17 protein-coding genes are annotated in these 17,453 nt (G+C 65.8%); 14 read left to right on the top strand and 3 right to left on the bottom strand.

The window, feature by feature from the left end:
* Nucleotides 1–88 precede the first annotated feature (88 nt).
* The 4 genes from ACFQO4_RS16275 (at nt 89) to ACFQO4_RS16260 (ending at nt 4,863) form a co-directional block, all read left to right on the top strand.
* The gene (locus ACFQO4_RS16275) at nt 89–535 is read left to right on the top strand and encodes a UPF0179 family protein (RefSeq protein WP_500261925.1); all 447 of its coding nucleotides are present in this window, start codon (nt 89–91) and stop codon (nt 533–535) included.
* A gap of 113 nt (nt 536–648) precedes the next feature.
* Nucleotides 649–1,818 (top strand): hypothetical protein, encoded by a 1,170-nt coding sequence (locus ACFQO4_RS16270; protein ID WP_500261924.1) that lies wholly within the window; start codon nt 649–651, stop codon nt 1,816–1,818.
* Nucleotides 1,819–1,932: 114 nt separating this feature from the next.
* On the top strand, nt 1,933–3,276 hold the full coding sequence (locus tag ACFQO4_RS16265) for a plastocyanin/azurin family copper-binding protein (RefSeq protein ID WP_500261923.1): 1,344 nt from the start codon (nt 1,933–1,935) through the stop codon (nt 3,274–3,276).
* A gap of 168 nt (nt 3,277–3,444) precedes the next feature.
* Nucleotides 3,445–4,863 (top strand): sulfite oxidase, encoded by a 1,419-nt coding sequence (locus ACFQO4_RS16260; RefSeq protein WP_500261922.1) that lies wholly within the window; start codon nt 3,445–3,447, stop codon nt 4,861–4,863.
* Between the two features lie 21 nt (nt 4,864–4,884).
* Here the strand turns inward: ACFQO4_RS16260 and ACFQO4_RS16255 are convergent, their stop codons facing one another.
* Nucleotides 4,885–5,487 carry an FKBP-type peptidyl-prolyl cis-trans isomerase gene (locus tag ACFQO4_RS16255; RefSeq protein ID WP_500261921.1) on the bottom strand — a complete coding sequence of 201 codons (603 nt, stop codon included), beginning with the start codon at nt 5,485–5,487 and terminating at the stop codon, nt 4,885–4,887.
* Nucleotides 5,488–5,715: 228 nt separating this feature from the next.
* Between ACFQO4_RS16255 and ACFQO4_RS16250 the strand changes: the two genes are divergently transcribed.
* The gene (locus tag ACFQO4_RS16250; protein ID WP_500261920.1) at nt 5,716–6,057 is read left to right on the top strand and encodes a hypothetical protein; all 342 of its coding nucleotides are present in this window, start codon (nt 5,716–5,718) and stop codon (nt 6,055–6,057) included.
* A 78-nt stretch (nt 6,058–6,135) separates the two neighbouring features.
* On the opposite strand, the gene ACFQO4_RS16245 is transcribed toward ACFQO4_RS16250, so the two are convergent.
* Nucleotides 6,136–6,537 carry a winged helix-turn-helix transcriptional regulator gene (locus ACFQO4_RS16245; protein ID WP_500261919.1) on the bottom strand — a complete coding sequence of 134 codons (402 nt, stop codon included), beginning with the start codon at nt 6,535–6,537 and terminating at the stop codon, nt 6,136–6,138.
* Nucleotides 6,538–6,776: 239 nt separating this feature from the next.
* Here ACFQO4_RS16245 and ACFQO4_RS16240 point away from each other — a divergent pair, with 239 nt between their 5' ends.
* From ACFQO4_RS16240 to ACFQO4_RS16205, 8 genes are all read left to right on the top strand, one after another.
* Nucleotides 6,777–7,394: a flavin reductase family protein gene (locus ACFQO4_RS16240; RefSeq protein ID WP_500261918.1), complete on the top strand. Its 618-nt coding sequence runs from the start codon at nt 6,777–6,779 to the stop codon at nt 7,392–7,394.
* Nucleotides 7,395–7,473: 79 nt separating this feature from the next.
* A complete protein-coding gene (locus ACFQO4_RS16235; protein ID WP_500261917.1) occupies nt 7,474–8,001 on the top strand; it encodes a hypothetical protein in 528 nt (175 codons plus the stop codon).
* 139 nt (nt 8,002–8,140) lie between these two features.
* The gene (locus ACFQO4_RS16230; protein ID WP_500261916.1) at nt 8,141–9,052 is read left to right on the top strand and encodes an ABC transporter ATP-binding protein; all 912 of its coding nucleotides are present in this window, start codon (nt 8,141–8,143) and stop codon (nt 9,050–9,052) included.
* Complete coding sequence (locus ACFQO4_RS16225) at nt 9,049–10,929, top strand: PrsW family intramembrane metalloprotease (protein ID WP_500261915.1); 1,881 nt, start codon at nt 9,049–9,051, stop codon at nt 10,927–10,929. Before ACFQO4_RS16230 ends, ACFQO4_RS16225 begins: the two co-directional genes overlap by 4 nt.
* Entirely contained in the window at nt 10,919–12,004 is a 1,086-nt protein-coding gene (locus ACFQO4_RS16220; protein ID WP_500261914.1) for an ABC transporter permease, read from the top strand. Before ACFQO4_RS16225 ends, ACFQO4_RS16220 begins: the two co-directional genes overlap by 11 nt.
* Before the next feature lie 89 nt (nt 12,005–12,093).
* The gene (locus ACFQO4_RS16215; RefSeq protein WP_500261913.1) at nt 12,094–14,586 is read left to right on the top strand and encodes a penicillin acylase family protein; all 2,493 of its coding nucleotides are present in this window, start codon (nt 12,094–12,096) and stop codon (nt 14,584–14,586) included.
* Nucleotides 14,583–14,948 (top strand): hypothetical protein, encoded by a 366-nt coding sequence (locus ACFQO4_RS16210; RefSeq protein ID WP_500261912.1) that lies wholly within the window; start codon nt 14,583–14,585, stop codon nt 14,946–14,948. Before ACFQO4_RS16215 ends, ACFQO4_RS16210 begins: the two co-directional genes overlap by 4 nt.
* Nucleotides 14,949–14,987: 39 nt before the next feature.
* On the top strand, nt 14,988–15,962 hold the full coding sequence (locus ACFQO4_RS16205) for an aldo/keto reductase (RefSeq protein ID WP_500261911.1): 975 nt from the start codon (nt 14,988–14,990) through the stop codon (nt 15,960–15,962).
* A 25-nt stretch (nt 15,963–15,987) separates the two neighbouring features.
* Here the strand turns inward: ACFQO4_RS16205 and tenA are convergent, their stop codons facing one another.
* A complete protein-coding gene (gene tenA, locus ACFQO4_RS16200; protein ID WP_500261910.1) occupies nt 15,988–16,686 on the bottom strand; it encodes a thiaminase II in 699 nt (232 codons plus the stop codon).
* A 133-nt stretch (nt 16,687–16,819) separates the two neighbouring features.
* On the opposite strand from tenA, the gene ACFQO4_RS16195 reads away from it, so the two are divergent.
* Nucleotides 16,820–17,380, top strand: coding sequence for a hypothetical protein (locus ACFQO4_RS16195; RefSeq protein ID WP_500261909.1), 561 nt, complete (start codon nt 16,820–16,822; stop codon nt 17,378–17,380).
* Nucleotides 17,381–17,453: the final 73 nt, after the last annotated feature.

Raw genomic sequence — 17,453 nt, 5'->3', positions numbered from 1 at the left:
TGCGAACGACTGCGTTGACCACGTCGACGAAACTGGCTCGAGTGAGTGACGTGAGGCTTAACCGGTCGCGGTCCGAAGGGGACTACCAATGACCACCGTGACCCTCCTCGGGACGCGCCTCGCCGACCCCGGCACCGAGTTCGTCTACGAGGGCGAGGCCGACGGCTGCGCGGGCTGTCCCTACCGTAGCCAGTGTCTCAACCTCGAGGTCGGCCGCCGCTACCGCGTCACCGACGTCCGCGAGAACGCCCAGACGCTCGAGTGTGCGATGCACGACGAGGGTGTCCGCGCTGTCGAAGTCGAACCGGCGACCGTCGTGGCGAACGTCCCCTCGAAGGGCGCGTTCAGCGGGAGCAAGGCGAGTCTGAGCGGTCCCTGTCCGTACATCGACTGCCCGAGCCACGCCTACTGCGAACCCGACGGCGTCGATTTCGACCGCGAGTACCGGATCCAGCAACTGCTCGGCGACCCGCCACACGAGGTCTGTCACCTGAATCGCTCCCTCGAGCAAGTCGAACTCGATCCGGCGGAGTAGTCGACTCGAGTCCGTAGTTCTTACCGATTCTGTCGCGTGCGTCCCCGAACAACGGTGAAATCGTTGTTTGACCTTCCAGAGAGCACTTATCGTCTCCAGCGAGAGTATCGCGTATGGACCCCTCCAGACGAACGATTCTTCGCTCGGGCGCACTCGGTGTCGGGCTCGCCGTCGCCGGCTGTCTCGACGCCAGTTCGACCGGCTCGAGCCCCGGCGACGAAAACGATGAGGACGACCCGAACGGCGGTGACGGGGCGAACGGCACTGACAGTACCAACGGCACCGACGACTCGAAAAACAATGACGGCACTGGTTCGAGTCCTGAAATCACTGGCGTCGAAACCGTCGCCCTCGAGCCCCGAACCGACGAACCGCCGTGGGCCGCCGACGGTATCGGCACGGTTGCACTGATCACCGGGCCCGACGTCCTCGAGCGGCTGGACGCCGTCGCGACGAACCGAACTGCCGAAACCGTGGATCCATTCCTCGAGGAGACCGACTTCGAGACGGAGGTGCTCGTGCTCGTCGAATCCGGTGGCCCGACGATCTGTCACGACAGCATCGAGGTCGACGACGTGAACTTCGACGCCCAGGAGAGCGCGATCACGGCGACGGCGACGGTCGTCGACTCGAGCGACGGCGGCTGTGGAGAGGCGCTAGCCTACCCGTCGTCGCTCACGCGGATCTCGTTCGACGGCGACGGGGTATGGCTTCACAACGCCGTCGTCACGCTCACCGATGGCTGGGGGAATACCGAAACCGTCGAGGCGGCTCGCGAGCGCGTCATCGACCCGTCCGGACTCGAGGGTGGCGTCGAACCGGACGGTGATCCGGCGACAATTCCCGAGGCGCTCGAGTGCTCGAACGACGACTTCCAGCGTCTCTCGTCCGCGCAGTCGGTTCGCTGGGGCGACGCCGACGCGTTCGCCATGCGCGTCGACCCCCTCGAGATCGCTCACGGCGAGTCGGTGTCGATCACGATGGCTAACCTCACCAGCGTCGAGCAGGGGACCGGCAACGACCGGAAGTTCTCGCTCGAAGTTCGGACCGAGTCCGGCTGGCAGGAAGTTCGCGGCCACCGGTCCGAACATGGCATCGGCTACACGGACGAGGGCATCATTCACCGTCCCGGCGAGGGCTTCGACTGGGAGATCGAGCTATCCGAGGCGGCCGTCCAGGAGCTGTACTCGGGACTCGAGGTCTGTCCAGGGCTCCCGGCCGGCCGGTACCGGTTCGTCTACCGGCCGCTCGACCTGGCGGTGGCGTTCGACGTGCTCGAGTGATCGGTCTCTAGTTGGAAAGGAGCTACCGGCCGAATTCGTTCTCGAGACGCTGTCAGTCACGTACTCGTGGAATAGCATCTTTGTCGGCGCCACCTTTGGGAAGATTGGATTCACATGAGCGACGCGAACACCCGACGGCGTTTTCTGCGCCACCTCGGAGCGGGCAGCGCCCTGACCGCAGCACTGACCGACAAGGTTGGTGGGGCGGTCGGCAATCGATTCCAGGACGAGGGAAACGGTGATGGAACGGAGGACGAAGGTGAAGGCGAAGACGAAAGCGATGGCGACGAACGGGACGGAACCGACGGCGAAGACGACTCGAGCGACGACTCCGCCGTTACGCAGGTCGTCGCCGGCCCCGACGGTGCCTGGCGGTTCGAACCCGAGGACGTCGACATCGGTCTCGGGGAGGCGGTCGAGTGGACGTTCGCCAGCGCGGGCCACAACGTCACCTCCCTTCCCGGGGCGTCGGACAAGAATCGAAACCCGCCGAACGCGGAGCCGTTCGCCTCCTACGAGGGCGACGCCCACTTCTCGGTCGTTCCGGAGGGTGAGACGTACCGTCACGTCTTCACCACCCCCGGCGAGTACGAGTACGTCTGCGTCCCCCACGAGAACACGATGGTCGGTACCGTCGAGGTCGACGCCTGCGCGGACGAAACGATCTCTGTCGCCCCCGACGGCGACCGTCGATTCGAGCCCGACGCGCTCGAGATCGGGCTCGGGAACACGGTGGAGTGGAAGTTCGAGGAAGAGGGGCACAACGTGACTGCGCACCCGGACGCCTCCGACAATACGTCGGTGCCGGAGGGGGCCGAGCCGTTCGCCTCCTACGAACTCTCGAGCGGCGAGGGCGAGACCGAGGGAACCGAGGAGGAGGAGGAAACGGACGAAATAGACCACGAGGCCACTCGCGAGGCCGACGAAACGTACGCCCACGCGTTCGAGATCCCCGGGACGTACGAGTACGTCTGTGCGATCCACGACGAGGAGATGGTCGGCACGATCGAGGTTCTGGACGAACCGGACGCGACCGTCACCGTCGCACCGGACGGCGAACTCGCGTTCGATCCGGCGTCGCTCTCGCTCGAGGTCGGCGACGTCGTCCGCTGGACGTTCGAAGATGAGGGGCACAACGTGACCGCCCACCCGGACGCCTCCGACAATACGTCGGTGCCGGAGGGTTCCGAGCCGTTCGCCTCCTACGACCTCTCGGCCGGTACGGACGGAAACGGAGAGGGGACACACGAAACGGACGACGGAGACGAAGAGGGCGACACCGACGAAATCGACCACGAGCAAACCCGCGAGAGCGGGGATACCGACGACCATCGGTTCGTTGCCGTCGGGCAGTACGAGTACGTCTGTGCGATCCACGACGAGGAGATGGTCGGCACGATCGAGGTCGAACCGTGTAGCGACGGTGACGACGAGTCGAGCGAAGCGACCGACGACTAGCCGTTTTCTCGACCTCGAGCGACGTTTCGTTCCGAACTCGAGGGGCCGAGAGCCGGTCAATCCGCACGATTTTCTATTGGAGTGATGGGTAGACGTTTTATCGAGCGGGATTCGATACGGCAGGATTATGTTAGCTATATCGCCACCTGTGGTGTGCGTGGGTTTGTCATGCAGAGACAGTCAACGAGCGGCGGGGACGAGCAGTCGGGCGAGACCGAACGACGACGACGGCGGTTGCTCGACCGGCGAAAGTTCATGATGGCATCGGGCGCACTCGCGGGACTGAGCGTAACCGGGTCGGCGGTAGCGAGACAGGAGCAAGAGGAGACGGAATCCGACGAGAGCGAGGGCGACGACGACGGCGGACCCGAACGGGGGACGCCCGAGTACCTGGAGGAACACTATCCAGGATTGCGCATCTACTCACCAGATCCGGAGAACGCGGAGGCGGCGGCCCGCGAGACCTACACGAGTTACCTCACGCCGAAGGAGGAACACTACATCCGGAACCACTACCTGTCGCCCCAGATCGACGCCGAGGAGTGGGAGATCGAACTCAGGTTGGGCGAGGAGACCGTCTCGCTGTCGATGGAAGCCCTCGAGCGCGAGTACTCGACCGAGTCGGTGGCCCACACGATGCAGTGTTCGGGCAACGGTCGATCTTACTTCGACCCCGAGGTGGCGGGCAACCCCTGGACCTTCGGCGCGGTCGGCAACACAATCTGGACCGGTGCGCCGGTGAGCGAGATTCTCGAGGCCCACGACGCCGACACGAGCGACGGGAAGTGGCTGATGGCCGCTGGCGGGGATCACCCGGAGGGCGAGCGAATCTTCGCGCGCTCCATCCCGATGCAGAAGGTGATGGACGACTGCCTGCTCGCCTACGAGATGGACGGAGAGCCGTTGACCGCCGAACACGGCCACCCCGTTCGACTCCTCGTTCCCGGCTGGATGGGGAATAACAACGTCAAGTGGCTCCGCGAACTCGAGGTCATGGACATGATGATGATCGGCGAGGAGTGGGAACAGTACCTCCACTGGCAGCAGAACTCCTACCGGATCATCCCCGAGGGCGAGGAGGCCGAGCACAACGAGACGATCGACGAGTTCGACACCTGGGCGCAGATGGAAGCGGCCGCGAACGGGGAACTCGACTACCTGCCGTACATCTACGACCAGGTCGTCAAGTCGATCATCGGCTATCCCGGCGAGGAATCGACGGTGTCGCCGCGCGCCCAGGACGGCAGCGTCGAGGTGCTCGGGGTCGCCTGGGCTGGCGACGACCGCGTCGAGTCCGTGGAAGTTTCCACCGACGGTGGCGAGAGCTGGGAGGAAGCGGAGTTCTTCGGCCCCGACCTCGGTCCCGGCGGCTGGCGACAGTTCCGCTACCTCTGGGAGGCCGAACCGGGCGAGCACGTCCTCTACTCGCGAGCGACGGACGAGAACGGGTACACGCAGTTCGGCCCGATATCCGATCCCGAGGCGGGACTCGAGGCCATCTCCGACGAGCAGTTCCCGTGGAATCAGGACGGGTACGCCTGTAACGCCTACGAACCGCACGGGGTGACGGTGACCGTCGAGGAGTGAACCGATCTCGAGGTCGAAGCGTCAATCCGCCTTTTCCTCGGCTGCCTCGTTCGCGTTCGTCTCGTCAGCACTCGCCTCGTCCGCATCGACCTCCTTCGACCTCGAGAGCAAGCGCTCGTCAGCGACGAGTTCGTCCGTCGTCCCGCTCGAATCGTCGCTCACCGCCAGCACGTGGAGGTCGCACTCGATCGGCGTCCCGGCAAGTTCGTGGTTGAAGTCCACGACGGCCAGGCCGTCATCCTCGACCGCCTGAATCCAGCCGGTTTGGCCGTTGTCGTCGCGAACGAGCGTGCCGGGCTCGAGATCGGACGGATCAGATGCCAGCGTTCCGGCAGGCACCTCGAGCACGCGCTCCTCGCTGTAGGCCCCGAACGCCTCCTCGGGTTCGAGTTCGACGGTTCGTCGCTCGCCGACGGCCATCTCCTGGAGTGCGTGGTCGATGCCCGGGAGGATCTTCCCCTCGCCGACCCTGACCTCGAGTGGCTTGTAGTCGCGATGGTCGTGGTAGATGCCCTCCTCGAGGGCGACGTCGACGTCGGTCGTGTCGAAGACCTCGCCTGCGGCGTCCCCCTCGGCGATGCGGCCGGTGAAGTGAATCGCGGCGACGCGTCCGGGGGCTACCATGGACCGAATAGTGGGTAAAGGATCATCGTTCGTATGTGAGCGTACCGCACGTCTCCCACCCGCGGCGTCATCAATCATTTCGTCAGCATCCATGATCGACTCGAGTGTCGACTCGTTGTCTGTCAATGACCGGCGAGAGGACGGCTCGAACGGGAACGACGTCGTGTTCATAGAATCGTTGAACACGCAAGGGACATACCAATTTTCCGACTCGATGAATTTGCCCCCATGACCGACTACGAAATGCACGAACCCGACTTCTCGGGAACGACGACCGAGGACTGGGACGACCCCCAATTAGAAGACTTCGACACCGACGACTTGGGCGAGGTTTCGGACCACTTTATCCTCTCGTCGTCGGGCTTTCCGCCGGAGAACTTCACCGACCTCAAACTCCCCGTAGTCGATCCCGACGGGAACCTGAACAAGAACGCCCTCGCTACGGCGAAAAGCGGCGGCCGCGGTGTCGGCGCAGTCGAGGACCTGGACGATGAGACGGCGGACGAGGTCACGGAGCTGATCGACGACTTGGCTAACGAACACTTCGACGACGCCGATTTCGGGGAGTGACTCGTTCGGCGGTTATTCAGCAGACCGCTGCCACCATCGCAGTCGCGGTCGCGGTTCGGTTAGCGGTCTCGACAGGAGCTACTCGTCCCCAGACGCCGACTCCTCGAGCCAGCTGCCTGCCCAGCACTCGATTTCGTCGAAGACCGGCTCGAGCGACCGCCCCTTCGGGGTCAAACTGTAGTAGGTCGCGATCGGCGCGTCCTCCTCGATCCGCCGGTCGACGAATCCGAGTTCGCCCAGGTCCTCGAGCACTCGCGAGAGCGTCCTGGCGTTCGCGTCGGTCGCGCGCTTGAGTTCGTTGAAGCGGTACTCGCCGTTCTGGAGTTCGTGGAGGACAGCGAGTCGCCACTGGGAGCCGATCTGCTCGATCGAATCGATGACGGGGCAGGGCGAGTCCTCGGGTTCGGATCCGACGGCGACGTCGCCGTCAGTGGACGTATCAGCGGGCTCGACCTCGAGTGGAGTGGATTCGGATGACATCGTGGGTATCTGGTTTCTCTTCGTCTCGAAAGCCTATAGCAGTTCGGTATCGTACCAGCTAACACGAGGCAATCACTAACGATGATAGCCGGCCCAACCAAGCCACCGACGACGGAACTGCACCATGTCACTAACAGCTGTACCGACGTTGAAACTACGAAGGCGTTTTGCGAGGACGTTCCTGGAAGTAGTTTCGTCGATCCGCGAAACGAGAGCCGCGGCGGAGGTGCTGATCGGCAGTGATCGATCCCACGACGTCAACCGACGCGATCGAAATCGACGTCGACGAACGGGAGGGGTCGCTCTATCGAGTCCTCTCGAGCGCGGTCGTCCCGCGCCCGATTGCGTGGGTCAGCACCCAAAGTGAGGCCGGCGTCGACAACCTCGCCCCCTACAGCTTTTTCACCGTCGCCTCGGTCGAGCCACCGGTCGTCGTCTTCGCGCCGGTCGACGGTGCGGACGGCCCCAAGGACACGCCGCGGAACGTTCGCGACACCGGCGAGTTCGTCGTCAACCTCGTGACCGAGGACCTCGCGGAAGCGATGAACGAAACCAGCGCCACCCTCGAGGCCGGCGACAGTGAGTTCGAGCACGCCGGTCTCGAGCGCGCCGAGTCGACCGTCGTCGCACCGCCGCGAGTCGCGGATTCGGAGGTTGCCCTCGAGTGCACCCGCAGAGACCTGCTCGACGTTGGCGGGTCCACGCTCGTCCTCGGCGACGTTCGCTACGTCCACCTCGACGAGGAGGTGACGACCGATGGGAAAATCGACGTAGCGAACGTCGACGCCGTCGGACGATTGGCTGGGAGCTGGTACGCGAAGACCGACGAACGATTCTCGCTCGAGCGACCACCGTAGCCGGGTTCGACGGACTCGAGCTTCGCGAACGGTCCCGGAAGAAAGCTTTTCGACGTAACGGGGACAATCCCCGAGCAACGTGAGCGACCGACGAGGCGATGCTTCCGGCGAGACGGTCCCTCGAGCGGAGTCGTTGCCGCTCGTCGACGTCCTCGAGACGGTCGCCGTCGGTGCCACACCGCCGCTGGCGCTGGGGCTATTCGCGCTGGTGGTGCCGTCGGTGCCGGTCGGCCAGGCGGTCTTCGTTGGCGTCCTGGTCGGCGCGATCCTCGCGTCGTACCGACGAGGGATCGAGGCCGTCCGAGCCGAAGACGGAGACGAGGACGGGATAACGCGTCGCCTCCGCGTCCCCGACGCCGACGACCCCTGGAGCGACGGATCCGCGCTACTCGCTCGCCTCGACGTACGAGTCGAAGGCACCGTCTTCGAGTGGGTCGTCGTCGGGGTCGTAGGAGCGATCGGACTCGCTTCCGCCGTCGAACTCGTCACCGTCGGGTTCGAACGGGTCGCCCCTCGAGTGCTCCTGTTCGGGTTGCTGTGTGGGCCGGCGGCCCTGTTCGCGGTCGTGGTGGGATTCGGTGCGCCGGATAGGCAGGGTTCGGGTTAGAGACGGGAATAGAGGATAGTGATAGGTGCAGGGAAAGCCACCGCGTGGGACGTCCTCTCGCCGCACAGTCTGGCGCTCGCTCGGGCCCCGACCGGCCGCTAGCCTTTTCTGCGGGGTCTCCTTCTATCGATACAATTGAATGATAGACGTTGCGGATCTACGCAAGGAGTACGGCGGCTTCGTCGCCGTCGACGGCAGTTCGTTCTCGATCGACCGCGGCGAGGTGTTCGGCGTCGTCGGTCACAACGGCGCCGGCAAGACCACGACGCTGAAGATGCTCGCGGGGTTGATCGAACCGACCGACGGTACCGCGGTGGTGGCCGGCCACCCCGCCGGCTCCTCGGCGATGCAGCGCCGTCTCGGCTTCCTCCCCGAGGAGTCGCCGTTGTACGAGGAGATGACGCCCATCTCCTACCTCGAGTTCTTCGCGGATCTCTACGACGTGCCAGACAACGTGGCGAGCGAGCGCATCATCGCCCTGCTGGATCGCCTCGACCTCGAGCACCGCGATCGAGAACTGGGCAACATGTCGAAGGGCATGAAGCGCAAGGTCGCCATCGCTCGCGCGCTGGTCAACGACCCCGACGTGCTCATCTTCGACGAACCCGCCTCGGGGCTCGACCCGCTGACGACGAACGCCATCCTCGAGTTCACGCGGGAACTCAGCGAGGACGGCAAGACGATCGTCTTCAGCGCACACAACCTCTTTCACGTCGAGAGCGTCTGTGATCGCCTCGTCATCATGGCCGAGGGCGAGATCGTCGCTCGCGGAACCATCGAGGACATCCGATCGACTTACGGTGGGACGAGTTACCACGTCTTCGTCGCCACCGACGGGACCGAAGTGGTGGGAAGCGACGCGATCGCCGCCCCCGTGACCGAGATCGTTCGCGAGAACGGCGACCTGCGATACGTGGTTCGAGACCTCGAGGGCGTCGACGCCGTCCGCGACGCCGTGGAGGCGGCCGGCGGCTCAGTCACCGACATCCAGACGAAGACGCCGAGTCTCGAGGAGATCTTCCTCGAGGTGGCCGGGGAGGCGGCCGCGTGACGGTCGGTTCCGACTCGAGCGACCCTCGAAGCCAGCGCCAGGACACGAACGACAGCCCGTCGAGATCGGAAGCCGTTCGCGGATTCGTCCGCCGAACCGCTCGAATCGCGCGCTGGGAAATCTCGCGGAGCGCCGGGACGGTCGACCGAAAGACGGTCCTGATCGTCCTCGCGCTCGCCCTCGTCGTCGGTATGGTGGGTGTCGCGACCCTCGACGAGGGCGTGGGTCTCGAGGATGGCCTCTACACCGTGGCCGTCGACGAGGAGAGCCCCTACCACGCGGTCGCCGTCGAGAATCCGACGTTCACGGCCGTCGAACCGGGTACCGACGCCGACGTGCGGGTGTACCGCGGCGACGTGATCGATCCGGGCAGGGCACAGACCTCGAAGGAGAAGGCCGCCTACGCCGCGTTCGCCGACGCCGTCGAGACCTACAACGAGGAGCGGATGTACGCGGAGGACGACCGGACCGCAGCGTTCCCCGTCTCCGTGACACTGACCTACCAGCAGCGATCCGGCCTCGATTCGGCGAGCGGAGGGACCGACTCGAGCGACGGCGGATCGACCGGATCCGGCGCCAGTTCGACGGACGGTGGCGACGGTTCGACGGACGGTGGCGACGGCTCGAGCGACGGTGGCGGCGCTCCCGCGGACTCGAGCGACGGCCCTGGTTCCGGCATCAGCACGCCGGAGTTCGGCGGCGGCTCAATCGAGGCGTCGGGCCAGCCCCAGACGGCGGGATCGATCACGCCGCCGTTTCCCTTCCGGTCGCTCGTGCTCGCGTTCCTGTTCGTCGTCCCGATGAACGTCGTGATCCAGTCCTACGGGAGCACGATCATGGACGAGCGGATCAAGCGCCGTGGCGAACTGTTGCTGGTCTCGCCCGCCTCGCGGTACGAGATCGTCGCCGGGAAGACGCTCCCGTACCTGCTGGGGCTCCTGGGAATCGTCGTCGCGATCGCGTACGGGATCGAGGGGGGTTGGCTGTCGGTCGCCGCCGTCGTCCCCATCGCACTGGTCTTTCTCGCGGCCACGTTCGTCGGGGCGATGTTCGCCCGCTCGTTCAAGGAACTCACGTTCGTCACGGTGACGGTTTCGGTGGTGCTGACGACCTACACGTTCGTTCCGGCGATCTTCACGAACGTCACGCCGATCTCACTCATCTCGCCGCTAACACTCGTCGTCCTGGACCTCCAGGGCGAGAGCGTTCGCCTCGGGGAGTACCTCTTCTCCACGGCGCCGCTGTTGCTCGGCGCGCTCGTCCTCTTCGGCCTCGGCCTCGGGAGCTATCGCGAGGAGGACATGTTCACCCAGAAGCCGATCCCGTCGAAGGCGGTCGACGCCGTCGCCGCCCACGTCCGCGGATACGCCAGCGTGCTCGCGATGCCGGTCGTCTTCATCCCGTTCGTCTTCGCTGGCCAGTTGCTCACCGTCGCGCTCGTCTTCGCGCTCCCGCAGACGGTGTCGCTGCCGATCGTCTTCGTCGTCGCCGCGCTCCTCGAGGAACTCGCGAAGAGCCTTCACGTCTACGCGGGCTACGCCCACTCGCGGTTCGAATCGTCCGTCCGAACGGCGGTCGTCCTCGGCGCGCTCTCGGGATTGGGCTTCTTCCTGGGCGAAAAACTCACCCACGCCGCCCAGTTCGTCGGGCTTCCCGACCTGCTCGAGGGACAGGCCGCGTTCGGTCCGTCACTCTCTGGTGCCCCCGTTGCCGTGGTGGTCGCCGTCTTCCTCGCACCGCTTGTGTTACACGTCGTGACGGCGATCATCGGGGCGGTCGGTGCCAGTCGAGGCCGGACCGCGTACGCACTCGGTCTCACCGCCGCGACACTCGCTCACGCGGTCTACAACCTCGGGGTGATCGCGCTTGTCGCGTGAGCCTCGGGCGGGCGAGGACGACTCGACCCTGCACGCTCGACTGGCCATCGTCCGCCGCGAGTGGCGCTCCCTGCGCTCGGAGAAGACCATCGTGCTCGCACTGGCGATCCAACTGGTCATCGCCGGCTTCTCGGGTTTCCTGGTCGTCGGCCTCGTTTCGCTGTACGACCCCGGCGCCGTCGAGGGTCAGGAGATGACCGTCGCGCTCACCGGCGACGACAGGGATGCCCTGCTCGAGGCCGTCCACCATCGAGAGGCCATCGAACCGCGGCTCTACGACGACCGTGGGGCCGCTTACGCCGACTTCGACCGACGAGCCGTCGCCGCCGTCGTCGAGACCAACCGCCTGGACGACGGCCGGCTCGCGGTCGTGGTCACGGCACCCGACGAGGGGATCGGGACGACGCTGTTGATCTCGGAACTCCAGGGGACGTTCCGCACGGTGGAGTTCGAGGAACGGCGGGCGAACGCCGACCGACTCGAGTCGCCACCCCTGTCCGTGCCCGAGACGAGCGCGACCCCGTACTTCGGGTTCACCTACACCGTTCTGGTGCCGCTCCTGTTGTTCCTGCCGGTGTTCATCAGCGGCTCGATCGCCGTCGACTCGCTGATCGAGGAGCGCCAGCGTGGCACGTTAGAGTTGCTCCGGGTGGCGCCGCTGTCGTTCCCAGACGTGATCGACGCGAAACTCGTCGCGACGGCCAGCCTGGCTCCGCTGCAGGGACTCGCCTGGCTCCTCTTGCTCGCGTTCAACGGGACGGCAATCGCCAACCCAGCGGCGCTGGTGATCCTCGTCGCCGCGCTGGCGTTGCTCATCGTCGCTCTCGGGATGGCCGTGGCGCTGTACGCCCCGGATCGACGCCAGGCGCAGTTGCTCTACTCGGCGGGTATCGTCGGCCTGCTAGTCGTCACGTCCCTGCTACCGGAACACCCCGCGAACACGGTCGCGAAACTGGCCATCGGGAGCGAGACGCCGACGACCTGGCTCCTGTTCGCCGGCTACGTGGTGGCCGGTTTCGGGGCGTACCTGCTGCTTCAGTGGTGGCTCGAGCGGGTCGACCAGGCGGCTCTGTGAGGTGAACGAGAGTGTGGGTCGGCACGCCCGCTGATCCCCTAGCGCCGCGACCCGAGTAGTTATACGCCACCCCGCGAATGTCACCGGCCGTGAACGAAGGAATGACGCGACGGGGCGCGCTCGCCGCGGCCGTCCTCGCGGGCGTCGCCGGGCTCTCACTCTCGTCCGCGGGCGACCTCCTCGAGCAGTTCGCGCCGCTCTCGGGGTCCGCCTGGAACGCCGCCGACCGGGAACGTCCGGACCACGTCGAGAGTCCCTACGGCGACGCGACCGTTCGAATCGACGACGAGGGCGTCCCCCACGTCGAGGCAGACGACGAGCGGGCGGCTTACTTCGCCGTCGGTCACCTCCACGGGTTCGACCGCGGCTTCCAGCTCGACCTTCAGCGTCGGCAGATGCGGGGTGAACTGTCGGCCGTCGTCGGCGAGGCGACCCTCGAGAGCGACGAGTTTCACGTCCGGATGGACTTCGCTGAGGCCGCAGAAGCCACCTGGAACGCCCTCGAGGAGACCCATGCCGGGTCGCTCATCGAGGCCTACGCCGACGGCGTGAACGCGGCGCTCGATGGGACGACACTCCCGCTCGAGTTCGAACTGCTCGGATTCGAGCCGGACCCGTGGGTGCCCGCCGACACGCTCTTGATGGAGAAACAGATCGCCTGGACGCTCACGGGGAACTTCAGCGCGCTTCGACGCCGGGTACTCGAGGAACGGCTCGAGCCGTCGACTCTCGAGGCGCTGTTCCCCGAGCGGATGGACCACGACACGCCAGTATTGCGCACGGACCCGGACCACGTCGACGACCTGGGCGAACTCCGCGGCGTCCGCACCGTCGAAAACGGGTCAGATGGCGATGACGGCGAATCCGCCTCCGACGGCGAGGGAACGACCGGCGCCCGCGACTCGAGTCCCTCTTCGCTGGCGACGTGGCTCTCGCGATTCGAGTCGCCGCCCGGCGTCGGCTCGAATAGCTGGGTGGTCTCGGGCGAGCACACCGAGAGCGGGACGCCCATCGTCGCGAACGATCCGCACCTCCGGTTGATGACGCCGCCGCTGTGGTACGAACAGCACGTCGAAACTCCCAAGACCTCGGTTCGTGGGGTGACGTTCCCGGGCGTCCCCTTCGTCATCATCGGCGCCAACGAGGTCGCCGGTTGGGGCTTCACGAACGTCGGTGCAGACGTCCTCGACTGTTACACCTACGAGATCGACGACGAGAACGAGCGCTACCGCTACCGTGGCGAGTGGCGCGCCTTCGAGACCGAGGAACACGAGATCGCCGTCTCGGGCGACGAAAATCGAACGATCACCGCCAGGAAGACCGTTCACGGCCCGTTGCTCGAGCGCGAGGGCGAGACAGTCGGCGTCGCCTGGACGGGACTCAGCGCGACCCGGACGACCCAGGCCGTCTACGACCTGACGGTCAGCGAGGGTGTCGACGACGCGCTCGTCGCCGGCAGCCGGTTCGACGTGCCAACCCAGAACCTCGTGTACGCGGACGCGGACGGACGGACGCTGTACGTTGCCGTCGGCCAGTTGCCGATCCGTCGGGAGGGCGACGGCTCGAGCGGCGAACCGATCGCAGGAAATCGCGTCTTCGACGGCTCCGCGGGCGAGGGCGAGTGGGAAGGCTACGAGCCCTACGACGTCTCCGACTGGGAGGGCGACGGGTTCGTCCCCTTCGAGGAACAGCCCGCGGCGATCGATCCCGACCTGCTGGCGACGGCGAACCAGCGGACTGCAGACGACACCGAGCATTACCTCGGTACCGCCTTCGCGATGCCTTATCGTGGTCGACGAATCTACGACGTACTCGATGCCGCGGCCGACGAAGGCACGCCAACCGACGTCGCCTTTCATCGCGACCTCCAGACCGACCGTCGCGACGAGCGCGCCGTCGACACGGTTCCCGATCTGCTCGAGGCCGGAACCACGGCACTCGAGGACGGGACGGTCGACGATCCCGACCAATTCGAGGACGCCATCGAGACGCTCGAAGACTGGGGTCCGGAGTACGAGATGGTACGCGATTCCCGCGGGGCCCTCCTCTTCGTCCGCTGGTTCGAGCATCTCCGGGAGGGTATCCTCGAGCCGGTCTTCGACTCCGCCGACCTCGAGCCCGAGTACTACCCAAACGACTGGATCGTCGCAACGCTGCCAGCCGAGAGCCCGGTCTTCGAGGACCGCTCGCGGGAGACGATTCTCGTCGAGGCGCTCGAGGCGACTCTCGAGGAACTCGAGGAGGAGGGGTGGGACACCTACGGCGACTGGAATACCACTGGGCCCGTCGGCCACCCCTTCGGCAGCGAGGCGCCGTTTCTCAGTTACGACGAGCGACCGACCGACGGCTCTCGGGCGACGGTCGACAACTACCGCGTCGAGAGCGCCGTCGGCGCCAGCTGGCGGATGGTGGTCGAACCCGGGGCCGAAGCCTGGGCGATTCTCCCCGGCGGGAACTCGGGCGACTACTTCTCGCCTCACTACGACGACCAGTTCGAGCGGTGGGCCGACAGCGAGTACAAGTCGATGGACCTCGAGGCCGCCGGCGAGACGGCGACGCGGTTCGAGGGGGTGGAGCGATGACGGCTTCGGAGAGTAGAGACGAGACGGCGACGACGGTTCGACCGACGCTGGCTCGAGTTCAAACCGAACGCCCGATTCACCTCCTCGCCCTGCTCGTCGCCGTCGGCCTCGGCCTCGTCCTCTCGTGGCTCCACTGGATCGGTCTCGTCGCCGGGGGCGTTCTGGTCGGCCTCGTCGCACGGAGCCTCCCGCGGGCGCTCGGTTACGGCCTCGGATTCGGCCTCGTCGTGCTCGTCGTCTTCGCGTTCGTGCTCGGTAGTGGTCGAGGCCCGGCGCTCGAGATGGCACCCGCCATCTACCTCACGATAGGGGCCGCACTCGGACTCCCCGTGCTCGGGTCGCTGGTTCGCGGCGTCGTCTGAAACGGGTGGCTATTTGGGCCCGATAGTCGATCATCCCGCATGGAGTACACGACTCTCGGCTCGACCGGCATGGACGTCAGTCGCCTCTGTCTCGGGTGTATGAGCTTCGGCTCGAGCGATTGGCGACCGTGGGTGCTCGACGAGGAGGAGAGCCGCGAGATCATCGAGCGGGCGATCGACCTCGGGATCACCTTCTTCGACACGGCGAACATGTACTCGCGAGGAGAGTCCGAGCGAATTCTGGGGAACGCCCTCGAGGGCCACCGCGACCGGTCGGTCGTCGCCACGAAGTGCTACTTCCAGATGGACGAGGACGACCCGAACTCGGGCGGACTCTCGAGGAAGGCCATCGAGCAGGAACTGGCGACCAGCCTCGACAGGCTGGGGATGGATACGATCGACCTCTACCAGATCCACCGCTGGGACGAGAACACGCCGATCGAGGAGACCCTCCGGACGCTCGACGACGCCGTCCGGCGAAACCAGGTTCGGTACCTGGGCGCATCTTCGATGTGGGCCCACCAGTTTGCGGACGCGTTGCACGCGAGCGAGCGACTGGGCCTCGAGCGATTCGTCACGATGCAGAACCACTACAACCTCGTCTACCGCGAGGAGGAACGAGAGATGCTACCGCTGTGTCAGAAGAAGGCGATTGGCGTTCTCCCCTGGTCGCCACTGGCTCGCGGCTACCTGACCCGCCCGGACGAACGGGTTGATGCGACGACCCGCGGCGATGCCGAGGAACAGCTGTACGCCCACCCGTACCGTGGGGGCGGCGGCCGCGAAATCAACGAACGCGTCGAGGAACTGGCAGAGGAGAAGGGCCTCACGATGGCTCAGGTGTCGCTGGCGTGGCTCCTCCACCAGGAGTGGGTCGACGCGCCGATCGTCGGCACGACGAGCGTCGAGCACCTGGAGCAGGCCGTCGAGGCGCTCGACGTTTCGCTCTCGCGTTCGGACCTCGAGTACCTCGAGGAGCCGTACGAGCCGGTTCGCGTGTCCGGTCACGACTGATAGGGATCTAGCTACGACTGATAGGTTACTGCGAGTCCACGTGGTTTCGTCCTCCGGTCGCTCCCGACAGCCCCCAGTCTTCCCGCTGGTAGGCCATCTCCCAGAACCGGTACTCGAGTTTCGCACTCGTCAGGAACGCGCGTTCCATCGCCTCGCGCTCGCCCGGATACCGTTCGCCACAGCGGTCGACGAACGCGCGCATCCAGGCGACCGAGTCACGAAACTCGTCGCTCGTGTACTTCTCGATGAACGGGGTATAGCGGTGCTCCTCCGTCGCGAGGTCGTCCATGTGAGCGGCGATGTCCAGGTAGCCCTGGCCGCAGGGATAGATCGCGGCGGCGATTTCGGCGATCGACCCTTCGTAGGCCGTTCGGAGGAGAAAGTTCGTGTACGCGACGCACGTCGGTGCCTTCTCGGTGGCCTCGAGATCCGCTCGCGCGAGGCCGTATTCCTCGGCGAACGAGCGGTGTAACTCTAGTTCGTCCTCCAGGATCGAGTGCGCGACCGAGAGCAAGTGCGCCCGCGTGTCGGGGTCTCGAGCCTTCGATCCCGCGATGGAGAACGTACCCGCGTAATCGAGCAGATACCGGTAGTCCTGTCGTACCCACGCGCGGAACGCCTCGTCCGCGAGCGTTCCCGCCGCGAGCTCCCTCACGAAGGGGTGGGTCTGCTGGGCCTCCCAGATCGGCGCGCCGGTCTCGAGTAGCTGGTCGCTAAACGCCATCGTGGGGGTCTCCGGGCTGCACCGAGATATACTTTAGTGGTATTATCCAATGGTCCGCGATGCCGTTCGAGTCGGTGGGAACTCGGTCGGCCACAATACTTATGCTCTCGTTGTAGCAGGTGTCCAATCGTACATGTCGGGGGACGGGGGCGGGGGCGAGAGTCCCACAGAAGGAGACGCATCGTTCGATCTCGGAGCCGTCGTCGCGAGGCTCAGCGATCCAGACCCAGCGGTACGCGAACGGGGCGTGGCGACCGTGCGCCGAACCGTCGACACGAACCCGTCGACCTGCTTGCCGACGGTGCCAGTCCTCCGGTCGATGCTCGGGGCGTCGACCCCCGGCGTCCGCCGTGACGTCGCCTACTGCCTCGAGAAACTGGCCGCCGAGTCGCCGGACGACGTAGCCCCGTCGGTACCGGGGGTCGTCGAGTTTCTCTCGGAATCGTCCAATTCGCTGGACGATGAGACGACGAATCGCCTCCTCGGTTGTCTGGAACGGGTCGCGGTGGAGCGACCGAGCGCGATCGCCGACCACGTCGAGACGGTCTCGGATATATTGCCGGACCCTGGTCAGGAGAGACTGGGGGTCACCCTCGAGTCGGACGACAGCGACGAACGCGAGGACGAGGTGACGAGCGACGAACCCGCCTCGAGCGCCGCCCCCGAGCACGTGGTGAACTTTCACGTCGAGTAGTCCGGAGTTGGGCAGTGTGCCTCTCGAGAACGGAGTGTTCGAGCGGTGCCGTCACGGGAGGCCGTACAAGCGG

It is taken from the genome of Saliphagus sp. GCM10025334 (assembly GCF_042663485.1).
GTDB lineage: Archaea > Halobacteriota > Halobacteria > Halobacteriales > Natrialbaceae > Natronosalvus.
Note: the sequence above shows the minus strand (reverse complement) of the source record. Positions and strands in the feature narration are given on the sequence as shown.

Bases quoted from the DNA above. Each gene is read 5' to 3' on its own strand.
- tenA (WP_500261910.1), bottom strand. From the start codon at position 16,686: ATGGCGTTTAGCGACCAGCTACTCGAGACCGGCGCGCCGATCTGGGAG.
- ACFQO4_RS16270 (WP_500261924.1), top strand. From the start codon at position 649: ATGGACCCCTCCAGACGAACGATTCTTCGCTCGGGCGCACTCGGTGTC.
- ACFQO4_RS16230 (WP_500261916.1), top strand. From the start codon at position 8,141: ATGATAGACGTTGCGGATCTACGCAAGGAGTACGGCGGCTTCGTCGCC.
- ACFQO4_RS16195 (WP_500261909.1), top strand. From the start codon at position 16,820: ATGTCGGGGGACGGGGGCGGGGGCGAGAGTCCCACAGAAGGAGACGCA.
- ACFQO4_RS16255 (WP_500261921.1), bottom strand. From the start codon at position 5,487: ATGGTAGCCCCCGGACGCGTCGCCGCGATTCACTTCACCGGCCGCATC.
- ACFQO4_RS16260 (WP_500261922.1), top strand. From the start codon at position 3,445: ATGCAGAGACAGTCAACGAGCGGCGGGGACGAGCAGTCGGGCGAGACC.
- ACFQO4_RS16250 (WP_500261920.1), top strand. From the start codon at position 5,716: ATGACCGACTACGAAATGCACGAACCCGACTTCTCGGGAACGACGACC.
- ACFQO4_RS16275 (WP_500261925.1), top strand. From the start codon at position 89: ATGACCACCGTGACCCTCCTCGGGACGCGCCTCGCCGACCCCGGCACC.
- ACFQO4_RS16210 (WP_500261912.1), top strand. From the start codon at position 14,583: ATGACGGCTTCGGAGAGTAGAGACGAGACGGCGACGACGGTTCGACCG.
- ACFQO4_RS16205 (WP_500261911.1), top strand. From the start codon at position 14,988: ATGGAGTACACGACTCTCGGCTCGACCGGCATGGACGTCAGTCGCCTC.
- ACFQO4_RS16245 (WP_500261919.1), bottom strand. From the start codon at position 6,537: ATGTCATCCGAATCCACTCCACTCGAGGTCGAGCCCGCTGATACGTCC.
- ACFQO4_RS16265 (WP_500261923.1), top strand. From the start codon at position 1,933: ATGAGCGACGCGAACACCCGACGGCGTTTTCTGCGCCACCTCGGAGCG.